Annotated in this window: 19 protein-coding genes and 1 tRNA gene; 2 read left to right on the top strand and 18 right to left on the bottom strand. The window is 60.8% G+C overall.

Annotated features, from left to right (window positions below; translation table 11 throughout):
- Positions 1-31 precede the first annotated feature (31 nt).
- Together FJ434_RS01005 and FJ434_RS01010 are read right to left on the bottom strand one after the other, a co-directional pair.
- Positions 32-2,194 carry an amylo-alpha-1,6-glucosidase gene (locus FJ434_RS01005; RefSeq protein WP_140510941.1) on the bottom strand — a complete coding sequence of 721 codons (2,163 nt, stop codon included), beginning with the start codon at positions 2,192-2,194 and terminating at the stop codon, positions 32-34.
- Between the two features lie 44 nt (positions 2,195-2,238).
- A complete protein-coding gene (locus FJ434_RS01010) occupies positions 2,239-3,300 on the bottom strand; it encodes a glycosyltransferase family 4 protein (protein WP_140510926.1) in 1,062 nt (353 codons plus the stop codon).
- Positions 3,301-3,478: 178 nt separating this feature from the next.
- Between FJ434_RS01010 and FJ434_RS29645 the strand changes: the two genes are divergently transcribed.
- Positions 3,479-3,964: a hypothetical protein gene (locus tag FJ434_RS29645; protein WP_181166004.1), complete on the top strand. Its 486-nt coding sequence runs from the start codon at positions 3,479-3,481 to the stop codon at positions 3,962-3,964.
- Between the two features lie 620 nt (positions 3,965-4,584).
- Here FJ434_RS29645 and FJ434_RS01025 read toward each other — a convergent pair.
- The 3 genes from FJ434_RS01025 to FJ434_RS01035 all read right to left on the bottom strand — a co-directional run bounded on the left by FJ434_RS01025 (position 4,585) and on the right by FJ434_RS01035 (position 5,467).
- Positions 4,585-4,797, bottom strand: coding sequence for a hypothetical protein (locus FJ434_RS01025; RefSeq protein ID WP_246678321.1), 213 nt, complete (start codon positions 4,795-4,797; stop codon positions 4,585-4,587).
- 154 nt (positions 4,798-4,951) lie between these two features.
- Positions 4,952-5,206, bottom strand: a complete 255-nt coding sequence (locus tag FJ434_RS01030) for a hypothetical protein (protein WP_140510922.1) — start codon at positions 5,204-5,206, stop codon at positions 4,952-4,954.
- 185 nt (positions 5,207-5,391) lie between these two features.
- Positions 5,392-5,467, bottom strand: a tRNA-Lys gene (locus FJ434_RS01035).
- Positions 5,468-5,717: 250 nt separating this feature from the next.
- Between FJ434_RS01035 and FJ434_RS01040 the strand changes: the two genes are divergently transcribed.
- Positions 5,718-6,185 (top strand): BA14K family protein, encoded by a 468-nt coding sequence (locus FJ434_RS01040; RefSeq protein ID WP_140750223.1) that lies wholly within the window; start codon positions 5,718-5,720, stop codon positions 6,183-6,185.
- 48 nt (positions 6,186-6,233) lie between these two features.
- On the opposite strand, the gene glpK is transcribed toward FJ434_RS01040, so the two are convergent.
- From glpK to FJ434_RS01105, 13 genes are all read right to left on the bottom strand, one after another.
- Positions 6,234-7,724: a glycerol kinase GlpK gene (glpK, locus tag FJ434_RS01045; RefSeq protein ID WP_140750221.1), complete on the bottom strand. Its 1,491-nt coding sequence runs from the start codon at positions 7,722-7,724 to the stop codon at positions 6,234-6,236.
- Between the two features lie 90 nt (positions 7,725-7,814).
- Positions 7,815-9,539: an ABC transporter substrate-binding protein gene (locus FJ434_RS01050; protein WP_140750219.1), complete on the bottom strand. Its 1,725-nt coding sequence runs from the start codon at positions 9,537-9,539 to the stop codon at positions 7,815-7,817.
- A gap of 80 nt (positions 9,540-9,619) precedes the next feature.
- Positions 9,620-9,907 (bottom strand): DUF2160 domain-containing protein, encoded by a 288-nt coding sequence (locus tag FJ434_RS01055; protein WP_140711710.1) that lies wholly within the window; start codon positions 9,905-9,907, stop codon positions 9,620-9,622.
- A 1-nt stretch (position 9,908) separates the two neighbouring features.
- Complete coding sequence (locus FJ434_RS01060) at positions 9,909-10,727, bottom strand: carbohydrate ABC transporter permease (protein WP_246676040.1); 819 nt, start codon at positions 10,725-10,727, stop codon at positions 9,909-9,911.
- Between the two features lie 106 nt (positions 10,728-10,833).
- Positions 10,834-11,700: a sugar ABC transporter permease gene (locus FJ434_RS01065; protein WP_140503770.1), complete on the bottom strand. Its 867-nt coding sequence runs from the start codon at positions 11,698-11,700 to the stop codon at positions 10,834-10,836.
- Complete coding sequence (locus FJ434_RS01070) at positions 11,701-12,768, bottom strand: ABC transporter ATP-binding protein (RefSeq protein WP_140711716.1); 1,068 nt, start codon at positions 12,766-12,768, stop codon at positions 11,701-11,703. It abuts the gene before it with no gap.
- A 10-nt stretch (positions 12,769-12,778) separates the two neighbouring features.
- Positions 12,779-13,858: an ABC transporter ATP-binding protein gene (locus FJ434_RS01075; protein ID WP_140503767.1), complete on the bottom strand. Its 1,080-nt coding sequence runs from the start codon at positions 13,856-13,858 to the stop codon at positions 12,779-12,781.
- Positions 13,859-13,900: 42 nt separating this feature from the next.
- Entirely contained in the window at positions 13,901-15,427 is a 1,527-nt protein-coding gene (gene glpD / locus FJ434_RS01080; protein ID WP_140750215.1) for a glycerol-3-phosphate dehydrogenase, read from the bottom strand.
- A 126-nt stretch (positions 15,428-15,553) separates the two neighbouring features.
- Positions 15,554-16,321, bottom strand: coding sequence for a DeoR/GlpR family DNA-binding transcription regulator (locus tag FJ434_RS01085; protein ID WP_140503763.1), 768 nt, complete (start codon positions 16,319-16,321; stop codon positions 15,554-15,556).
- 127 nt (positions 16,322-16,448) lie between these two features.
- Positions 16,449-17,861, bottom strand: coding sequence for an aspartate aminotransferase family protein (locus FJ434_RS01090; protein ID WP_140750214.1), 1,413 nt, complete (start codon positions 17,859-17,861; stop codon positions 16,449-16,451).
- A gap of 69 nt (positions 17,862-17,930) precedes the next feature.
- Complete coding sequence (locus FJ434_RS01095; RefSeq protein WP_027144963.1) at positions 17,931-18,662, bottom strand: peptidase; 732 nt, start codon at positions 18,660-18,662, stop codon at positions 17,931-17,933.
- A gap of 31 nt (positions 18,663-18,693) precedes the next feature.
- Entirely contained in the window at positions 18,694-19,488 is a 795-nt protein-coding gene (locus FJ434_RS01100) for a transglutaminase family protein (protein WP_140503759.1), read from the bottom strand.
- Between the two features lie 86 nt (positions 19,489-19,574).
- Positions 19,575-20,516 carry an alpha-E domain-containing protein gene (locus FJ434_RS01105; protein WP_140750213.1) on the bottom strand — a complete coding sequence of 314 codons (942 nt, stop codon included), beginning with the start codon at positions 20,514-20,516 and terminating at the stop codon, positions 19,575-19,577.
- Positions 20,517-20,561: the final 45 nt, after the last annotated feature.

The raw sequence follows: 20,561 nt of genomic DNA on the forward strand, positions 1-20,561 counted from the left end.
AACGTTCCGCACTCATGATGGTTCCGTTTTTTCAACTCCTGACCACCAGAGGCACCAGTCCCTCGTGCGCATCCGCAAGGAAGGCGCCGACACGATCTCCCACGCGCTGGAACGTCAGATCCACCGCCACATGTCCTACCGAGAGATGGCGAATGACGAGGTTGTCGATACCGATCGGCAAGCGCGGCTGGGTCACGTGAATTTCGTTTGTCCGACCGTCAATCTGAAGGCCCAGGCAAGCCTGCATGAGCATGAAGGCGGAGCCTGCGGACCAGGCCTGCGGCAGGCAAGCCACCGGATAGGCAATCGGCGCTTCGCCGGCCGCGCGCGTGAATCCGCAGAACAGTTCGGGCAGCCGCATGTTGAAATGAACCGCGGATTCGAAGGTCCCACTCATCAACCGCACCACGTTGTCGCGGATGCCGTAGCGCGCCAGTCCGGCGGCGCAGATCGCGGTGTCGTGCGGCCAGATGGAGCCGTTGTGATAGGACATCGGGTTGAAGAAGATAGCGTCGTCCGCCAGCGTTCTCAGCCCCCAGCCGGAATGGAACGAAGCCGATAGCAGTTGATCGGCGACAATGCGTGCGCGATCCGGATTGGGAAGGCCGACATAGAGCAGGTGGCCCGCATTGGACGTGCGCACCTTGCAGGGTTGGCCATCGCCATCGATCGCCAGCGCATAGTAGCCAAGGTCTTCGATCCAGAAATGGCGTTCGACATGTTGGCGAATCGCATCGGCGCGCAGTTCCCAATTTTCCGACCGCTCCTCTTCGCCGCGCAGCCGTGCAAGCTTTGCCAATCCGTGGAACGCCGCAAAGACGTAACCCTGGACCTCGACCAGCGCGATCGGTCCTTTCGGAATGCGGCCATCGGCATGGAAGACGGAATCAAAACTGTCCTTCCATCCCTGGTTGGCAAGACCGGATTCCGCGGCGCGCTGGTAGGTAAGGAACCCGGTCGAACGGCTCGCCGTCTCGATCCACTCGGCGGCGGCGCACAGCGATGGCCACAGGCTATCGATGAATTCCGTGTCTCCCGTGCGGTCCGCATAGGCGCAGGCGAGATGAATGTAGAGCGGCGTCGTGTCGACGCCGCCATAATAGCGGCCGAACGGCAACTCACTCAGCGCCGCCATCTCGCCCTTGCGGGTCTCGTGCATGATCTTGCCGGGCTCGGAATCGCTGAAGGGTGAGGTTTCGGTCGCCTGGTGCTGGGCGAGAAACGCAAGAACGCCACGGGCGAGGCCGGGATTTAGCCAAAGCATCTGCAGAGCGGAAATCACGCCGTCCCGGCCGAAGGCGGTGGAGAACCACGGAATGCCGGCATAGGGGTAAGGCCCCGTCGCCAGTTCCGTCGTGAGCAGCGCCACATCGGCGCGGGCCCGCTCCATCCAGTCATTGAAGACGCGGCCCGAACTGTGGAGCGTCGCCCCATGCCGGCGCTTGGCGCGCATGCCGAAACGGGCGCGGGCGGCGGCGGCCCGGAACCGATCAATTTGCGGGCGGGCGTCTGTCTTGCTCCCCACCTCCACGTACAGCGTCTGGCGGCTGCGCTTGGTGACGGCAATGAAGAAATCCGCCCGCTCGGAGGTCAGTTGATCGGGCGGCTGTGAAAACGAGATCGCCGATGTCCGCTCCACTTGGTCCAGACCTTCGTAGCGAAGCACGACCGAACTCTGGTCGATCTCGGCCGTGTGCGCGGTGCCGCGCTTGGAACGGGTCGAACCTCGGACTTCGAACATGTCGCGAAAATCGACGCCAAAGCGCAGCGACACCAGGACCGTCGAATGCTCCCGGCTATAGTTGGAGAGCGTGATGCGTTCATATAGCCTTTCCTCCCACAGAAGCCTGACCCGCTCGATATGGATCGCGCCCTGCGGAATCTGACGGCCCGCGGCGCTCTCGATCGGCAGATTGGTCAGGTTGCTGGTGAACAGGACGTTGTCCTGGCTAAGCGATGCGCCAAGCAACGACAGCGACCGCCCGCCAACGGTCAGGCGAAATTCGGAGAGCATGCGCGTGTCGTCACGGAAGAAGCCGTCGCCAGCGCCGCGTATGTCGCCATAGGCATCGGCGACGGCAAAGCAATCGCTATGCTTGAGGGCGTAAAGCCGATGCGGTTCCCTGGGGGCGGTTTCGTCCAGGGAAGCCAGTGCTATTGCAGGGTCGAGCTTGCGCTCGTCGAGTTGGGTAATGGTCAAGAAGATTGTCCCGTGCTGATTTCTGGACGGGTGAAGGTTTACGAGGCTCTGCTCTGCTCGTGGCGGTCGCTCAGCCGCGAATAGGCCGCGACATAATCCCTGGCCATTCTGACGGCGGAGAACCGCTTTTCGAAGGCCGTTCTTATTCGTCGCCTGTCGAGTTGCAGGAGAGCCGGCATTGAGGCGACGGCATCTTCGATGGTTTCGACGACAAAGCCGGTGACCCCATGATCGATGATCTCGGGCATGGCCCCGCAACTCCAGGCCATGACCGGGGTTCCGCAGGCCATGGCCTCGATCACCGCAAGCCCGAAGGGTTCGGGCCAATCGATGGGAAACAGCAAAGCGGCCGCATTGCCCAGAAACCTACTCTTCTGATCCTCGCCGATCTCGCCGACATATTCGACCTGATCGCCATCGATCAGCGGCTGCACGACTTCCTCGAAATAGGCGCGGTCGCCATCGCCTACCTTGGCGGCGAGCTTCAGTTTCAAGCCGGTGCGGCGGGCGATCTCGATCGCCCGGTCCGGCCGCTTGTCGCGCGACATTCTGCCGAGAAATGCAAGATAGGTCCCGTCGGAGCCTGCCTCGAAATCGGGCTCGTAAAGCTCGAGCGGCAGCCCATGATGGATTGTAGCCAGCCAATTCGCGGATGCGAACCGCGCCCGCTGGCTGCGGGATATGGAAATCATGGGAAACCGAGGAAACCGGTCATAGGCTTGCGCGAGGTCCGCGTAATCCAGCCTGCCATGCGGGGTCGTCACCGTGCGTTGCGGCATATCGCGGAAAAACGGAAAATGCAGGAAATGGCTGAGATGGAAATGAACGACGTCAAACTCGTCGGCCCGGTTCCTCACCTCGTCGAGCATCGACAGATGCGCGGCGATCTCGGACTTCAGCGGGCGGGGATCGAGACGAAGCGCCCTTTCGCGGCATGGCACCAGTTTGGCGGAGGTCTTTGTGTCGCCGCTGGCGAACAATGTCACCTCGTGGCCGAGATCGACGAGAGCTTCGGTAAGGTATGAGATGATACGCTCGGTACCCCCGTAGAGCCTTGGTGGCACCGATTCGTAAAGTGGTGCGACATGCGCAATCTTCATGTCCCGGCGTCCCTCAATGAGCTGGTCATAGAGCCAAAATGCATCAGGGCCGGGATCGTTCCTGATTCTTTGGAAGATGCGTGGAATGATTGGTCCGTCCCCTGTCTGACTCGACCAGCCGCCCTATTTCCTGTCGGTAATGCCGACCTTGCGCTTACGGCAGCCGAAGGAGGTCCAGATGCAGGAACCCAGGGATATCGCAGCCCGGCGTCTGAGCATGATCGTAGAACAATATGTCGAGGCCAGAAAACGGCACTTTGGCTTTGTGTCGACGGACCAGGCCGCCCGAGTGATCCGCAGAACCCTGAAACCCGATCCTTCGGAGCCAGCGCTTTCCGATCGCAACCTCGACGACATGGTCGCCGCCCTCGCCGTGAAGAACGGCCTGGCGGTCATCTTCGACCGGGGCGTGCGGGGACCGGCCAACGGCGCCGAGGCCGAGTTGAACAGAAAGGAACCGATCATGCGAGCACCGACGGAGACTCCGGATGTCGCCGGCGCGGTGGACGCAATCCTGAGCGACCGCACCGTCCAGCTTTCGATGAGCGCGGTCATCTCGTTGCTGCGCGAACGTACCGGAACCAAGCGATCCGACGCGGATCTGGAAGGACTGATTGCCAAGAAAGCCGCCGTCTTGGAGGTGCATCTGTCACCAGGCGTCTGATTCGCCAAGCCGTTGCTTTCGCTGCGCCCTCCAGAACGGCTCGCTGCCAGTCCCTCCTTCGGGCAGCGGGCTTTGGGTGTTTGATTCGCGAAAGTTCCAAGCTTGTCCCTTTCCGTTTCAATTGGTGAGCGCGGGGTAATATTCCCGGTTTCGACGCGCAGCGGAGCGCCAAGGGCGCGCATTCCATTCGGTTGGGCAGAAAAGCGGCCCGGCATCTTTGGCGGGGACCAGGAACGTGCCGGGCCTAACCGGCGGAGAGTCGGGGGGACGGGCCACCGGCTGCTGATAATATATGCTTCCTCACTAATGGATGAAACGTGCGAACAAGAAAATTTCAGCCCTTCCTCAGCCTCACCCCAGCGCCGCCGTCGACCGTCGTGCTGGCGTTGGCGTGGCCGTTCTGAAAGACCCATCACGAAATCGTCACGAAGGAAGGCTAATGTTCCCTTGTGGGGAGCAAATGTCGCTAATGGACCGAGACGTCTACCGCCTTAAGCGCATCGAAGATGGCCGCGAAATAGTGATGTTCTATTCGGCGGTTGAGGCCAGAACCCTCATCGGCCACTTGGATATGCGGTACCGCTTAATGCTCGGCGACAGACAAATCTGGCCCGATGAGACTAGCGGTTCGAACGCAGCTTCGAGCGGATTTCATTGACGGCACCCACGATGGCTTCGGCCGCCTGTTGGTCGAGTGCGATATCCAACAGCCCTTCCGTTGTATGGATCGAGAGAAGGCCAAGGGCGCCGTTCCCATCTGCGACAGTGCAGACATGAAATTCAGTCGGCACGAAAGGGCGTGCCTTCTCTAGATGCTTCATTTGTTGGCTCATATCACTTGGGCGGCTGGCACAATGGCGCAACCGAATGACACATTCAAGCGGGCTTAGGTTGAAAATCAGCGAAGCGGTTCCTGAAGGGCGAGACTTCCGCGAGCGCCTCGCCGGCCCGGTGCGTGAGCGTCTCCCTAAAATCGACCATCAACCCCTAGAGCCCGAAAGAGAACACCTGGGGACTGCTCGTCTCATAACCGAGGCGGGGCTTGGAATTACTGCCCATGTCCGTCTGTGGTGAATTGGCGGTTCCGGTAGCGGTGCAGTCAAGTTTGGCGGCTGCTGCCGCCTTGATCGACATGCCTGCACATGTCTTTTCGGCAGTGACTGTTGGCTTCTTCTTCTCGTGCGCCATAGCGGCGCTCGACACGGCAAGCACAATCGCCGCGCAAACGATAGCGGTTTTCATTGGAAGCCCTCTCTGTTAGCAAAAGCTAATAAGAAGTTAACGCTACGTAAGATCACCCGTCAATCGTAGAATCGGTCCACGAAGGACCAATGTGAGCCTTTTTACGGACATAGAGCGGACACGAAATTCTGCGGACACAGAAAACCGCCCTCACCTGTCGCAAACCCCTGGTTTTCTTGAGTTTTTGGTGAGCGCGATGGGATTCGAACCCATGACCTACTGATTAAAAGTCAGTTGCTCTACCGGCTGAGCTACGCGCTCCCGCGGGCTCGAAAAGGCCGCCCTCGAAATTGCGCGGAACATAGGGAGAGTGCCGCGACCGGTCAACCGGAAAAGATGGGTTCCAAACCGGCGCTTTGCCCTAAATCGCTGGCCCCTGCTTGTTCCCCGGGCTCTGGCGAGCAGCCAGGCAGTCGATCTCAGTCCGGCGGCCGCCAGCATGGGGAACAAATCCGACGCGCTATCGTTTTTTGCCAATGGGACGCCCGACAAACCTTTGCGGAGAATACCAATGAATAGAATCACAACGGGCCTGCTTGCCGCCACCCTCTCGGCCACATTCGTCGCGGCGGAGGTGGTGCCGGTCAACGCCCAGCCGACCTACGTGCCATTATCCCAGGCGGCAATGCCGGATGTGCAGACAGTGCAGTACCGGGAGTGGAGGAGAAACCGCTCCTTCGACCGCAATTTCTCACGCAATCGCAGCTTTAGCCGCAACGGTGGCATGTATTGGAATGGTCACCGCGGCTATCGTGAATATCGCCGCGGCTATCGCCGTCATGGCGACTACTGGTTCCCGCTCGCGGCCTTTGCGACTGGCGCCTTGATCACCGGCGCAATCGTCAACGAGAACAACCGCGTCTATGAAGGCAATGCCCATGTGCAGTGGTGCTACGACCATTATCGGAGCTACCGCGCCTCGGACAACACCTTCCAGCCGAACAACGGTCCTCGTCGGGAATGCCGTTCGCCTTACTGATGCGTGGTGTGAGTGGAAGGCCCGCGGCGGAACGGCGCGGGCCTTTCCTTATGCGCTCAGCGTCCTGCGCACGGCATCGCGCCAGCCTGCCAGCTTGGCGGATCGGATCGAGCTATCCATATCAGGCTCGAACCGTCGCTCAAGTGCCCAGCTTTTCGCGAACTCCCTCACCTTGGGCCACACGCCCGCCTTCGAGCCGGCGAGCCAGGCAGCCCCCAGCGCGGTCGTCTCCAGGATTGTCGGCCGGTCAACCGCTGCGTCGAGTATGTCGGCCAGGCGCTGCATGGTCCAGTCCGAAGCCACCATGCCGCCATCGACCCTGAGCACCGTCTTTGCCTTGGCGCCCTTCCAATCCTTGTGCATGGCGTCGAGTAGGTCGCGAGTCTGATAAGCGACTGATTCCAAAGCCGCTCGGGCGAACTCGGCCGGACCGGAATTTCGGGTTAGCCCGAAGATGGCGCCGCGCGCCCCGGCGTCCCAGTGCGGCGCGCCGAGCCCGACAAAGGCCGGTACCAGATAGACGTTCTGCGTCGGATCGGCTTCCGCCGCGAGCTTGCCGCTCTGCTCGGCTTTGCCGATGACTTTGATGCCGTCGCGCAGCCATTGCACCGCGGCACCCGCAATGAAGATCGAGCCTTCAAGCGCATAAGTGGTATTGCCGTTCAACCGGTAGGCGATGGTCGTCAAGAGGCGGTTCTTGGAGCGCACCAGATCGCTGCCGGTGTTGAGCAGCGCAAAACAGCCGGTGCCGTAGGTGGACTTCATCATGCCCGGTTCGAAACAGGCCTGGCCGATGGTCGCGGCATGCTGGTCGCCGGCAACCCCTAGGATTCTAATCTCGGTGCCAAACAAGTTGTTCTCTGTGATTCCATAATCATCCGCGCAATCCTTGACCTCCGGCAGCATCGCGGCCGGGATGCGCAGGATGGAAAGCAGTTCGTCGTCCCAGGCATTCTTCTCGATATTGTAGACCAGCGTGCGTGAGGCGTTGGTTGCGTCGGTGGCGTGCACCTTGCCGCCGGTCAGCCGCCAGATCAAAAAACTGTCGATGGTACCGGCCAGCAATTCGCCCTTCTCGGCACGTTTCCTCGCGCCCTTCACCTTGTCCAGCATCCAGGCGATCTTGGTGCCCGAGAAATAGGGGTCGAGCAGAAGCCCTGTCTTGCGTGTAAATTTCTTCTCCAGCCCCTGCTTCTTCAGCTTCTGGCATAGCGGTGCCGTGCGGCGGTCTTGCCAGACGATGGCGTTGTGGATCGGTTTGCCGGTTGCCTTGTCCCAGATGACGACGGTCTCGCGCTGGTTGGTGATGCCGATGGCGGCCACCTCCGAGGCGCTACGGCCGGCGGCCTTCAGTGCAGCCTTCACGGTGGTCATGACGCTTGCCCAGATCTCTTCGGGATCGTGCTCGACCCAGCCGGAGGCCGGATAGTGTTGGACGAATTCCTTCTGCCCGCTGCCTACGACCTTCATCTTGCCGTCGAACAGGATCGCCCGGGTCGATGTCGTCCCCTGGTCGATCGCCAGCACAAAACCGCTCATTCCCGCATCCTCCGCCTTGACACAAAGAAGGGAGACGGCAACGCGCCGCCTCCCTCAATTCACACGGGCGCGAACGCCCGCATAGACGTCTTACTTCTGCCAGCTCTTGACCAACTCGTCGTAATTGATGGTGACCGGCTTTTCCTTCTCGTTGTCCAGCTTCAGCTGCGGCGCGAGGTTGCCCTTCTTGACCGCGTCGGCATTCCAGTAAGCAAGGTCATGCTCTTCGGCCATTTTCGGACCGATATCGCCCTGGACACCCGACTTCTCTATTCGTTCCAGAACCTTCTCCTGATCGGCGCAGAGGCCATTCATGGCTTCCTGCGGCGACTTGGCGCCCGACGAAGCGTCACCGATGTTCTGCCACCAGAGCTGTGCCAGCTTCGGATAATCGGGAACGTTGGTGCCGGTCGGCGTCCACTGTACGCGCGCCGGCGAACGGTAGAACTCGATCAGGCCGCCGAGCTTGGGAGCGCGTTCGGTGAAACTCTTGTCGTGGATCGTGGAGTCGCGGATGAAGGTCAGACCGACATGGCTCTTCTTCACATCCACGGTCTTGGAGGTCACGAACTGCGCGTAGAGCCAGGCGGCCTTGGCGCGGTCAGTTGGTGTCGACTTCATCAACGTCCACGACCCGACGTCCTGATAGCCGAGCTTCATGCCGTCCTTCCAGTAGGAACCGTGCGGCGACGGCGCCATGCGCCATTTCGGCGTGCCGTCGTCGTTCATGACAGGCAGGCCGGGCTTGACCATGTCGGCGGTGAAGGCGGTGTACCAGAAGATCTGCTGCGCCACGTTGCCCTGCGCCGGAACCGGACCCGATTCAGAGAAGGTCATGCCTTGCGCCTCCGGCGGCGCATAAGCCTTTAACCAGTCGAGGTATTTCTGGATCGCATAGACCGACGCCGGGCCGTTGGTGTCGCCGCCGCGCGCCACGCATGAGCCGACCGGACGAGAGTTCTCGTCGACCTTGATGCCCCATTCGTCGACCGGCAGGCCGTTCGGCAGGCCCTTGTCACCGTTGCCGGCCATCGACAGCCAGGCGTCGGTGAAACGCCAGCCGAGCGATGGGTCCTTCTTGCCGTAGTCCATATGGCCATAGACTTTCTTGCCGCCGACGTCACGGCCGGTGAAGAATTCGGCAATGTCCTCGTAAGCCGACCAGTTGACGGGCACGCCGAGCTCATAGCCGTACTTGGCCTTGAAGTCGGCCTTGTTCTTTTCGTCATTGAACCAATCGTAACGGAACCAGTAGAGGTTCGCGAACTGCTGGTCGGGAAGCTGGTAGAGCTTCTTGTCCGGCGCCGTGGTGAACTTGGTGCCGATGAAGTCGTTGACGTCGAGCATCGGGTCGGTGACGTCCTTGCCTTCGCCCGCCATCCAATCAGTCAGGTCGCGCACCTGCTGGTAGCGCCAGTGGGTGCCGATCAGATCGCTGTCGTTGACCCAGCCGTCATAAAGGTTCTGGCCGGTCTGCATCTGGGTCTGGATCTTCTCGACGACGTCGCCTTCCTGGATGACGTCATGCGTGACCTTGATGCCGGTGATGGCAGTGAAGGCAGGCGCCAGCACCTGCGATTCATACTGGTGGGTGGTCAAAGTTTCCGAGACGACCTTGATGTCCATGCCGGCAAACGGTTTGGCCGCATCGATGAACCACTGCATTTCCTTTTCCTGATCGGCGCGCGAGAGCGTCGAAAGAGGTCCTATCTCCTTGTCGAGAAAGGCTTTTGCCTCATCCATTCCGGCATAGGCGTGGCCCGCGCCGAGCAAAAGGACAAGGGCTGTCGTTGATGTTAAAAATTGCCGTCGCATTGTGTCTCCTCCGAGCTTTTAAAAGGTTTCAAGTGCGAACTGGAGCGACCACCTACGGGCCGCTCCATCAGTATCCCCCTCTATACGTAGCGGAACACGCCAATTGCGTAGACCACAGAGAGAGCGAGAGCCCACCACAGGTTGGACCCAACCAGACCCAGCCAAGCGAGATGGATAAAGGCGCTGCCAAGCAGCGAAACGAAGAGGCGGTCGCCGCGCGTCGTCTCGAAGCGCAGCACGCCGACACGCGGATTGCCGCCGGGCGAGGCATATTCCCAGACACCCATGCCAAGCAAAAGCAGCGCGATGACGCTGAAGAACGCGGCCGTCGGCCAGGTCCACGCCATCCAGGAAAAGTCGAGGTTCATGTCAGACCCTCCCCAGGGCAAAGCCCTTGGCAATATAGTTTCGCACGAACCAGATCACGAGCGCGCCGGGGATCAGTGTCAAAACGCCGGCGGCTGCCAGCAGACCCCAGTCCATGCCCGAGGCCGACACCGTACGCGTCATGGTCGCGGCGATCGGCTTGGCATCGGTCGTGGTCAGCGTGCGGGCGATCAGCAGTTCGACCCACGAAAACATGAAGCAGAAAAAGCAGGCGACGCCGATGCCGCTGGCGATCAGCGGCATGAATATCTTGATGAAGAACCGCGGAAAGGAATACCCGTCGATATAGGCTGTCTCGTCGATTTCCTTCGGCACGCCCGACATGAAACCTTCCAGGATCCACACCGCCAGCGGCACGTTGAACAGGCAGTGCGCCAGCGCCACCGCTATGTGCGTGTCGATGAGGCCGAAGGCCGAGTAGAGCTGGAAGAACGGCAGCGCGAACACGGCCGGCGGCGCCATGCGGTTGGTCAGCAGCCAGAAGAACAGATGCTTGTCGCCAAGGAAGCGATAGCGCGAGAAAGCGTAAGCCGCCGGCAGGGCCACCGACACCGAAATCACCATGTTCATGACGACATAGGTGATCGAGTTGATGTAGCCGGAATACCAGGCCTTCTGCGTGAAGATGGTGATGTAGTTGGCGATCGTCGGTGCGTGCGGGTAAAGCGTCAGCGAGTTGACGATCTCGGCATTGGTCTTGAAGCTCATGTTGATGAGCCAGTAGATCGGCAGCAGCAGAACGATGATGTAGAGCGTTGGCACGATCCACCACCAGCGCGATTCCTCGCCGCGCCGGCGCATCCGCCTGTCGAGTTCGCTCTGTGACAGTGAACTGGCGAGCCCCCCTTCCGCGGGGGCGGTCCGGCTCATTGCATTGCGCTCGGTGCGTTCGTTGGCGCCAGCCATATCAGCGCTCCGCGTCGTAGTTGGTCATCACGGTGTAGAACACCCATGACAACAACAGGATGATGAGGAAGTAGACCAGCGACATTGCCGCCGCCGGACCAAGGTCGAACTGGCCGAGTGCCGTCTTGACGAGGTCGATCGACAGGAACGTCGTCGAGTTCCCCGGACCGCCGCCGGTGACGACGAAGGGTTCGGTGTAGATCATGAAGCTGTCCATGAACCGCAGCAGCACGGCGATCAGAAGCACGCGCTGCATCTTCGGCAACTGAATGTAACGAAACACCGCCCAGCGCGACGCACCGTCGATCTTGGCCGCCTGGTAGAATGCATCCGGGATCGAGACCAGGCCGGCATAGCAGAGCAGCACGACAAGGCTGGTCCAGTGCCAGACATCCATGATGATGATCGTCACCCAGGCGTCGAATGGATCCTGCACATAGTTGTAGTCGATGCCGACCGCGTTGAGGTAGTAGCCCATCAGACCGATATCGCTGCGCCCGAACACCTGCCAGATGGTGCCGACCACGTTCCACGGTATCAGCAGCGGCAGCGACATCAGCACCAGGCAGACCGGCACGCCCCAGCCCTTTTTCGGCATGTTGAGCGCGATGAAGATGCCGAGCGGCACTTCGATGGCCAGGATGATGAAGGAAAAGATCAGGTTGCGAACCATCGCCTCCCAGAAGCGGCTGGACGAGAGCAGGTCTTCGAACCATTCGGTGCCTGCCCAGGTGAAGACATTGTTGCCGAACGTGTCCTGCACCGAATAGTTGACGACCGTCATCAGCGGGATGACCGCGGTGAAGGCCACCAGCACCAGCACCGGCAGCACCAGGAACCAGGCCTTGTTGTTCCAGGTCTTTTCCATCTACGCCCCCATCTCGACGCGCCAGGAATCGGCATAGATGTTGATGCCGGCCGGGTCGAACCGCACCTTTGGTTCGGCGGGTACGGTTTCGTCCTCGCCGATGACCGCCGCGATGTCGCGGCCTTCCAGCTTGGCGCGCACCACCTTGTGGCGGCCGACATCCTCGACCTTGGTGATTGAAACCGCCATTCCATCGCGGCCGAGCCGCACATATTCCGGGCGGATACCAAGCTCGACCGCGCCTCTGCCCGCCTTCGGTACTCCAGGCAATTCGATCCGTTGCGAGCCGAGCGTCGCAGTCCTGCCTTCGATTGCCACCGGCACGACATTCATGCCTGGCGATCCAATGAAATAGCCGACAAAAGTGTGACGCGGCCGCTCGAACAGTTCCGCCGGCGTGCCGATCTGCACGATGCCGCCATCATACATCACCACCACCTGGTCGGCGAAGGTCAGCGCCTCGGTCTGGTCGTGCGTGACATAGACCATCGTGTAACCGAAGCGGCGGTGGAGCTGTTTCAACTGCGAGCGCAGCACCCATTTCATGTGCGGATCGATGACGGTCAGCGGTTCGTCGAACAGGATGGCGTTGACGTCCGAGCGCACCAGCCCACGGCCGAGCGAGATCTTCTGCTTCTGATCGGCGGTCAGGCCCCTTGCCTTCCTTTTCGCCCACGAGGCCAGGTCGATCATGTCGAGCGTCTCGCGCACCTTGCGGTCGACATCTGGTTCCGGCACGCCTCGATTGCGCAGCGGGAAGGCCAGGTTGTCGTAGACGGTCATGGTGTCGTAGATGACCGGGAACTGGAACACCTGCGCGATGTTGCGCTCCTGCGTCGACAGCCTGGTCACGTCCCTGCCATTGAACAGCAACTGGCCGTGCGAGGGGTGAAGCAGCCCCGATATGATGTTGAGCAGCGTGGTCTTGCCGCAGCCGGACGGCCCAAGCAGCGCATAGGCACCGCCATCCTCGAAAATGTGGTGCACTTCGCGTAACGCGAAATCGGCATCCGTGCGCGGGTTCGGCAGATAGGAATGCCTGACATGGTTGACGTCGATGCGTGCCATATCGCCCCTCCTAAGCCGCCAGCTTCGGCGCGGTCACGGCATGGCCGTGTTCGTCGAAGACCATGATGTGACGCGGGTCGATGAACACCTCGACCACCGCGTCGGTCTCGAAATCCCTGATGCCGTGGGTCAACATCACCCAGCGGGCATCGGCAAAGTCGAGATGGATGAAGCTCTCGGACCCGGTGATTTCGGTGATGGTGACCTTTGCCCGCACCGGCACCGCGGAGACATTGGGCCGATCGAGCGAAAGATGGTGCGGCTGGAAGCCGATCGTATAGTTCGTATCGGCGATGCCGACGAGTTCCGCCGGCACCGGCAGCTTGACCCCGCCCTCGAGCAGAAAATCCGCCCCCTTTTTGGCCAGCACGATGGTGTTGAGCGGCGGATCGGCAAAGGTCCTGGCCGTCACCAGATCGATCGGTTTGCGGAATACGTCGATGGTCGGCCCGAACTGGGTGATGCGGCCTTCCGACAGCGTTGCCGTGTTGCCGCCGAGCAGCAGGGCTTCATGCGGCTCGGTGGTGGCATAAACGAAGATGGTGCCGGCTGCGGCAAAGATCCTTGGCAGTTCCGCCCGCAATTCCTCGCGCAGCTTGTAGTCGAGATTGGCAAGCGGTTCGTCGAGCAGCACCAGGCTGGCATTCTTGACGATGGCACGCGCCAGCGCTGTGCGCTGCTGCTGGCCGCCCGACAGGCTGAGCGGCGTGCGGTCGAGATAGGGGGTCAGTTTGAGGAGTGCCGCCGCTTCGCGCACTTGGCTGTCGATCTTGCGCTGCTCGACGCCGGCCACCCTGAGCGGTGAGGCGATATTGTCATAGACGGTCATCGCCGGATAGTTGATGAACTGCTGGTAGACCATGGCGATTTTGCGCTTCTGCACCGGCGTGCCGGTGACATTCTGGCCGTCGAACCAGACCGAGCCGGATGTCGGTACATCGAGGCCGGCCATCAGCCGCATCAGGCTGGTCTTGCCGGAAAGCGTGGGCCCGAGCAATACGTTAAGCGAGCCGTGCTGAAGCGTCAGCGACACGTCGCGGATGTGCTCGACCGCACCGACCGTCTTGGTGACGTTCCTCAGTTCCAGCATGACGCCTCCTCCCAGGCTTTCAGCATCAGCTCAAAACCTTCTTCATTCAGCAGCCGCGACATGCCGTCGGCTTATGCCGCGCATAAATTCATCGAGCGATGCCACCTGCTCGCGGCCGAGATGCAGGCCGCGCTTGGTCCTGCGCCATAGTACATCTTCAGCTGTGATAGCCCATTCGTTTTCGACGAGGTAACGTATCTCGGCCTCGTAGAGATCGGCACCGAAATTGCGGCCCAGATCGACATTCGATTTGGCCAGGCCCAGAAGAACCTGCGCTCGCGTGCCGTAAAGCCGGGTCAGCCGGCGGGCCAGGCGTGCGTCGAGGAACGGATAGGCCGATTTCAGCTTCGTCACCTGCGCATCGAAACCGGTGGCGGGAAAATCGCCACCTGGCAGCGGCGCATCTGATGTCCACGGCTTGCCGCGCTTGCCGAGAAACCCTTCGATCTTCTCCAGCATCGATTCCGACAGCCGGCGATAGGTGGTGATCTTGCCGCCAAACGCGTTGATCAGCGGCGCGGCGCCCTCGCCGCCTTCGGCCTTCAGCACATAGTCGCGTGTCGCTTCCTGCGCCTTGGAGGCGCCGTCATCATAGAGCGGACGCACGGCCGAATAGGTCCAGACGATGTCCGAGAGCTTGACCGGAACCGCGAAATACTCGCTGGCCGCGGCACAGAGATAATCGGTCTCTGTGTCGCTGATCTTCACATCATGTGGATCGCCGGGATAATCCTGATCGGTGGTGCCGATCAGCGTGAACTCGTCCTCGTAGGGAATGGCGAAGATGATGCGGCCATCCTTGTTCTGGAAGAAATAGGCGCGCGGATCGTCGAACTTCTTGGCGATGACGATGTGGCTGCCCTGCACGAGGCGAACATTGTGAACGTCATTCTGCCCGACGACGCCGGACAGCACGTGGTCGACCCAAGGACCCGCCGCATTGACCAGCAACCGGGCCTTGACCTCTTCGGTCTCGCCGGTCTGCAGGTTCTCGATCTTTATCGTCCAGATGCCGCCTTCGCGGCGGGCTCCAATCACTTTCGTGCGGGTCCGGATCGTTGCGCCCCGGTCAGCGGCGTCACGTGCATTCAGCGCCACCAGCCGCGCATCGTTGACCCAGCCGTCGGAATATTCGAAAGCCCTTTTGAACAAAGGTTTCAAAGGCTTACCGGCCGGGTCGCGCGTCATGTCGAGCGTCCTGGTCGCCGGCAGCAATTTGCGCCCGCCAATGTGGTCGTAAAGGAAAAGGCCAAGCCGGATCAACCAGGCGGGGCGCAGGCCCTTGGCATAGGGCAGCACGAAGCGCATCGGCCAGATGATGTGCGGCGCGTTCTTCCACAGAACCTCGCGCTCCATGAGCGCCTCGCGCACTAGGCGGAATTCGTAGAATTCGAGATAGCGCAGCCCGCCATGGATCAGCTTGGTCGAGCCGGACGAGGTTCCGCTGGCGAGATCGTTCATCTCGGCGAGAAAGACCGAAAAACCGCGCCCAGCGGCATCACGGGCGATGCCGCAACCGTTGATGCCGCCGCCTATGACGAAAATGTCCCGGACTGAAGATGTGTCCACTTAGCTCCTCCACGATTTCGCATTGCACCATTTTGGGTCTTTTGCGAAACCGTTGCGGAATTATTTCGAACTCATAACGAATGTCAAACGAAATATCACACACCTGCGAGAAGACCGTGAATCATCTCAGCCAAGCGATGTCTCGATCAGCTGAACCTCGGCCTCCTGGCAGATCTTGCGTACCGAAGCGATATCGCAGCGATCGGTGATGAAGGTGTTGACCTGCGACAGGTGACCGATGCGCACAGGTGCCGTGCGTTCGAATTTGGTCTGGTCGGATACAAGGATGACATGCCTGGCATTGGCGATAATCGCTTGCGCGACCTTCACTTCGCGAAAATCGAAATCGAGCAAGGCACCATCATGATCGATGGCCGAGGCGCCGATGACAGCATAGTCGACCTTGAACTGCCTGATGAAATCGACCGCCGCCTCGCCGACGACACCCCCGTCCGAGCCGCGCACCACTCCGCCCGCAATCACCACCTCGATCGACGGGTAGATGCGCATCCTATTGGCAACATTGATATTATTGGTGATGACCATCAGGCCGTCGTGATCGAGTAACGCCTTGCTGACCGCCTCGGTCGTGGTGCCGATGTTGATGAACAGCGAGGCGTTGTCGGGGATCAACCTGGCCGCCGCGCGACCAATCGCTTCCTTCTCGTCGGCCGCGATCTTGCGCCTGGCTTCATACTCCATGTTCTCGATACCAGACGGGAACAAGGCGCCGCCATGGATGCGCGAAAGCAGCCGCTGGTCGCACAAATCGTTGAGGTCCTTGCGGATGGTCTGCGGCGTCACGTTGAAATGCGTGGCCAGATCATCGACCAGCACGCGGCCATTGTCCTTGGCCATCTGGATGATCTCGGCATGGCGCGGAGACAGATACATCAGGCAAGCTCCCGTTTTCGTTTTTCTTGCTTATAATCGAAAACGAAACCGATGAAAAGGAGCAAGCCGGCTAACGAAATCCGATGATTGTACGGGTGAACCTCGGCGCGACCTTGACCCAGCCTTTTCAGGCCATGGCACGCGCTATTTCGGTGATGACGGTGAAAGCGGCGTCGACGTCCTCTGCCGTGGCATCGAACTGACCGACCTGGAAGCGGATCGCCACCCTCCCATCGACTTTCGTTTGCGTCAGGTAGATGCGGCCATCGTCGTTGATCGCATTGACCAGCCGCAGATTGTGCTCGTCGGCATCGGCGCCCGCTGCAGCCTTGTGCCGGAACGAAAACAGCGACAGCATCGGCTCGCTGACGATTTCGAAATCCGGCTCCCTTGCCAGACGCAGCGTAAGGCCTTCGCTCCAGGCGACATGGTTGCGGATCATGGTTCGCAGGTTTTCCAGTCCATGGGCGCGCAGCAGAAACCAAACTTTCAGCGCCCGGAAGCGCCGACCAAGCGGCACCGACCATTCGGAGTAGTTGATGATGCCGTCGCGGCCATGTGTCTTGAGAAATTCGGGCTTGATGGCCAGCGTACGAACCACGTCTTCCGGCTGCCGGATGAACTGCATCGAGCAATCGAACTGCGCGCCCAGCCATTTGTGGGGGTTGAAGACGATGGAATCAGCCAACTCGGCGCCGGCCCAGAAATGGCGAAATTCCGGGCAGATCATCGCCGACCCGGCCCAGGCGGCATCGACATGCAGGTAGAGCCCGTGCCGCCTGGCAATCTCCGCAACCGCTGCAATATCGTCCGTGCCGCCGGTGCTGGTGCCGCCGACGCTGGCGATGATGCCGGCGGGCAGCATGCCGGCCTCGCGATCGGCGACGATTGCCGCTTCGAGTGCGGCCGCTTCCATGGCGCGAAAACGGCCGGCGACCGGAATGCGCACGAGATTGTCCTCGCCTATCCCTGACACCCAGATCGCCCGATCGATCGAAGTGTGCACCTGGTCGGAGGAATAGATGCGCAACCGCCCCTGCCCGGCCAATCCTTTTTTGTTGCCTTGCCAGTCCAGCGCCCGCTCGCGCATGGTCAACACCGCGTTGAGTGTCGCCGACGAGGCCGAATCCTGGATGACGCCGGAGAAACCCTCCGGCAGGCCGAGCGCCTGGCGCATCCAGTCGACGGTCCGGGTTTCAAGTTCGGTCGCCGCCGGCGACGTCTGCCAAAGCATGCATTGCGCGGCCATCGCCGACACCAGGTATTCAGCCACCACCGAGACGGGCGCCGCGTTGGCCGGAAAATAGGCGAAGAAGCGCGGGTGCTGCCAATGCGTCATCCCCGGCACGATCTTCTCTTCGAAGTCGGCGAAAATCCTGTCCATCGGCTCCGCGTCTTCGGGCGGCGACGCCTCGATGCTCCTGAAAATGTCGCCCGGCTCGACCAGCGGCCGCACCGGCCGCTCCCGCAGATTGTTGCGATAGTCGGCGCCCCAATCAGCGGCACGTTGCGACCATTGCCGGAAATCATCATTGTTCATCTTGTCCTCCCGACATGATCTTTCGCCGCCGGTGACGCGCCGGCTTTTGCGAACGGCGAGATATGCGGACTAGCCAGGAAAATCCGGCAGGCTGGCGAACGCCGTCTTCAGGGCATTCGACCATCCGTCGGAGATCGTGCGGTAATATTGGTCGTCCTGGGCGATCCGCTTTTTCAGACCAACCTGAAAGGCACCCTGTTCCAGGAAAAGCAGGTCGAGCGGCAGGCCGACCGACAGGTTCGACTTCAGCGTCGAATCGAACGACACCAGCAGCAGTTTCACCGTCTCGGCGAGGCTCATCGTCTTTTCGTAAGCGCGGATGATGATCGGCTTGCCGTATTTGGTTTCCCCGATCTGAAAGAACGGCGTGTCGTCAGTCGATTCGATGAAATTGCCTTCGGGATAGATCATGAACAGGCGCGGCGGGCTGCCCTTGATCTGCCCACCGAGGATGAAGGAGGCATTGAAATAGGAATCGGCTTTCTCGCCCGCTGGTGACGATTGCGCGATCACTTCCTTGACCGTGTCGCCGACCAGCCGCACCGTCTGGTACATGGATGGCGTTTCGAGCAGCTTCTCGTGGCGGTCGGTCACCGCCTTGGTGCGTTCGTCGAGCAGGCTGACCACGGCCTGCGTCGTCGCCAGATTGCCGGCCGACATCAAAACGATGACGCGCTCGCCCGGCTGCTCCCAGACGTGCATCTTCTTGAAGGTCGAGATAGAATCCATCCCGGCATTGGTGCGCGTGTCCGACATGAACACGAGCCCGCGATCGATCTTGAGGCCGACGCAATAGGTCATGGAATCTCTTGAGGCAGTAATCCCTGGGGGATTACTGCTCTACCGTGACGGTGACCGCAAGCAGTTCTTCCGCCTGTCCCAGTCGAATTCCCGACACCGGCGAAGCGTCACGGTAGTCGCGGCCGGTGGCCACCTTCACATAGCGTTCGTCGGGAGAAATACCATTGGCGGGATCGAAGGCAACCCAGCCGAGGCCCGCGACATGGGCTTCGGCCCAGGCGTGGCTCGCCGCCTGCTTCACCGCCGCATCCATCATCAGATAGCCGCTGACATAGCGGGCCGGAAATCCCATGGCGCGTGCGGCGGCGGCAAAGATGTGGCTATGATCCTGGCAAACCCCGGTCTTCAGCATCAAGGCCTCTTCGGCCGGAGTCGTCGCATTGGTGGTTCCCGGCGTGTAGGCGACGCGCTCGCCGATGGCGGCCATCAGCCGGTGCAGCCTGTCAAGGTCGGTGCCCTTGCCGAGCGCCTCGGCAAGATCACGGATGCCGCCGCCTATGGTGGTCAAAGCGGTCTCCTGCGCGAACAACCAGAGTGGCGCGAAGCCTTGATGCGGCCCGCTGACACCTGATGTATCGCGCGTCACCACCTCGCCCAACGCTTCGACTGTGATGAAGTCGTGATCACCCTCGACGCTCAGCAGCCTGCTATCGTTGCCGTAATGGTCGGTAAATCGCACTTCCTCGCGCGCGCCCTCGACCTTCAGCGCCCAGGACAGCACGGTCTGGGTCGGCCCGCTCATGGGAAGCAGCCGTAGCCTCTGGAGCAAATACTGCACCGGTGCGTCGTAGCGGTATTCTGTCCGGTGCGTGATTTTCAGCCGCATGGCCATCTTCCGTTCGAGTGCATGATCCATGGCGAAAGCCGGTACCCACCTTTCGCTGACGCGGTCCTTCGGTTCGGGATCATGTTTCAATAAAACCTGTAGTCTTGCGCGATCTCGTCGCCGAGCCTGGTGTTGTCGCGGATGAACCCGGCCAGGAACTCATGCAGGCCGGCGTCGAATATATCCTTGATCGACCCTGCCCTCAGCATCGCCTGCGTTTTTTCCGCCGTTGCGTGACACGCATGGTGCTCGCCATAGTCGTCGGAGAGAAATTTCAGATGCTCTGCCAGGAAACGGTAGCAGAAGGTCAGCGATCGCGGCATGCGGACGTTGAGGATCAGGTAGTCCGCGATATTGGTCGGCTTGTAGTCGGCGTCATAGACCCAGCGATAGGAGCGATGCGCCGACACCGAGCGCAGGATCGATTCCCACTGATAGTTGTCGAGCGTCGAGCCGACCCAGGAGATCGATGGCAGCAGCACGTAGTATTTCACGTCAAGGATGCGGGCGGTGTTGTCGGCGCGCTCGACATAGGTGCCGAGCTGCGAAAAGTCGAAAATCTCGTTGCGCAGCATGGTGCCGTAGAACGAGCCGCGGATCAGTGCGGTCTCGCGCTTGATCGCATCGAGCACGGTGGGCAGGTCGCGCTCGTCGATCGGCCTCGCCAGCATGCGTTTCAGCGCCATCCAGGCTTCGTTGATGCTCTCCCACGTCTCGCGCGTCAGCGCGGTGCGCACCATGCGCGCATTGTTGCGGGCAGTCTCGATCGACGACATCGTGCTCGATGGGTTCGACGTGTCGCGCAAAAGGAAGTCGGAGACATTGGCCGCCGTATAGTCCGGATATTTCTGCTTGAAGGCGACGTCGGAGCCGGCGCTGAGCAGCACCGAATTCCACTCCTCCGACGCGCTCTGGGTGCGAGTGAGCGCCATACGCAGCCCGGCGTCGACCAGCCGCGCCATGTTTTCGGCCCGCTCGATATAGCGGTTCATCCAATAAAGTCCGTTCGCGGTACGGCCGAGAAGCATGTCAGCTTGCCTTGATATCGAGCGAATAGCGAATAGGGAGTAGGG

It is taken from the genome of Mesorhizobium sp. B2-5-13, assembly GCF_006440535.1.
GTDB lineage: Bacteria > Pseudomonadota > Alphaproteobacteria > Rhizobiales > Rhizobiaceae > Mesorhizobium > Mesorhizobium salmacidum.

Coding starts and splice junctions, on each gene's coding strand:
- FJ434_RS01010 (WP_140510926.1), bottom strand. CDS start 3,300: ATGAAGATTGCGCATGTCGCACCACTTTACGAATCGGTGCCACCAAGG.
- FJ434_RS29645 (WP_181166004.1), top strand. CDS start 3,479: ATGCAGGAACCCAGGGATATCGCAGCCCGGCGTCTGAGCATGATCGTA.
- FJ434_RS01025 (WP_246678321.1), bottom strand. CDS start 4,797: ATGAGCCAACAAATGAAGCATCTAGAGAAGGCACGCCCTTTCGTGCCG.
- FJ434_RS01030 (WP_140510922.1), bottom strand. CDS start 5,206: ATGAAAACCGCTATCGTTTGCGCGGCGATTGTGCTTGCCGTGTCGAGC.
- FJ434_RS01040 (WP_140750223.1), top strand. CDS start 5,718: ATGAATAGAATCACAACGGGCCTGCTTGCCGCCACCCTCTCGGCCACA.
- glpK (WP_140750221.1), bottom strand. CDS start 7,724: ATGAGCGGTTTTGTGCTGGCGATCGACCAGGGGACGACATCGACCCGG.
- FJ434_RS01050 (WP_140750219.1), bottom strand. CDS start 9,539: ATGCGACGGCAATTTTTAACATCAACGACAGCCCTTGTCCTTTTGCTC.
- FJ434_RS01055 (WP_140711710.1), bottom strand. CDS start 9,907: ATGAACCTCGACTTTTCCTGGATGGCGTGGACCTGGCCGACGGCCGCG.
- FJ434_RS01060 (WP_246676040.1), bottom strand. CDS start 10,727: ATGCGCCGGCGCGGCGAGGAATCGCGCTGGTGGTGGATCGTGCCAACG.
- FJ434_RS01065 (WP_140503770.1), bottom strand. CDS start 11,700: ATGGAAAAGACCTGGAACAACAAGGCCTGGTTCCTGGTGCTGCCGGTG.
- FJ434_RS01070 (WP_140711716.1), bottom strand. CDS start 12,768: ATGGCACGCATCGACGTCAACCATGTCAGGCATTCCTATCTGCCGAAC.
- FJ434_RS01075 (WP_140503767.1), bottom strand. CDS start 13,858: ATGCTGGAACTGAGGAACGTCACCAAGACGGTCGGTGCGGTCGAGCAC.
- FJ434_RS01085 (WP_140503763.1), bottom strand. CDS start 16,321: ATGTATCTGTCTCCGCGCCATGCCGAGATCATCCAGATGGCCAAGGAC.
- FJ434_RS01090 (WP_140750214.1), bottom strand. CDS start 17,861: ATGAACAATGATGATTTCCGGCAATGGTCGCAACGTGCCGCTGATTGG.
- FJ434_RS01095 (WP_027144963.1), bottom strand. CDS start 18,662: ATGACCTATTGCGTCGGCCTCAAGATCGATCGCGGGCTCGTGTTCATG.
- FJ434_RS01100 (WP_140503759.1), bottom strand. CDS start 19,488: ATGCGGCTGAAAATCACGCACCGGACAGAATACCGCTACGACGCACCG.
- FJ434_RS01105 (WP_140750213.1), bottom strand. CDS start 20,516: ATGCTTCTCGGCCGTACCGCGAACGGACTTTATTGGATGAACCGCTAT.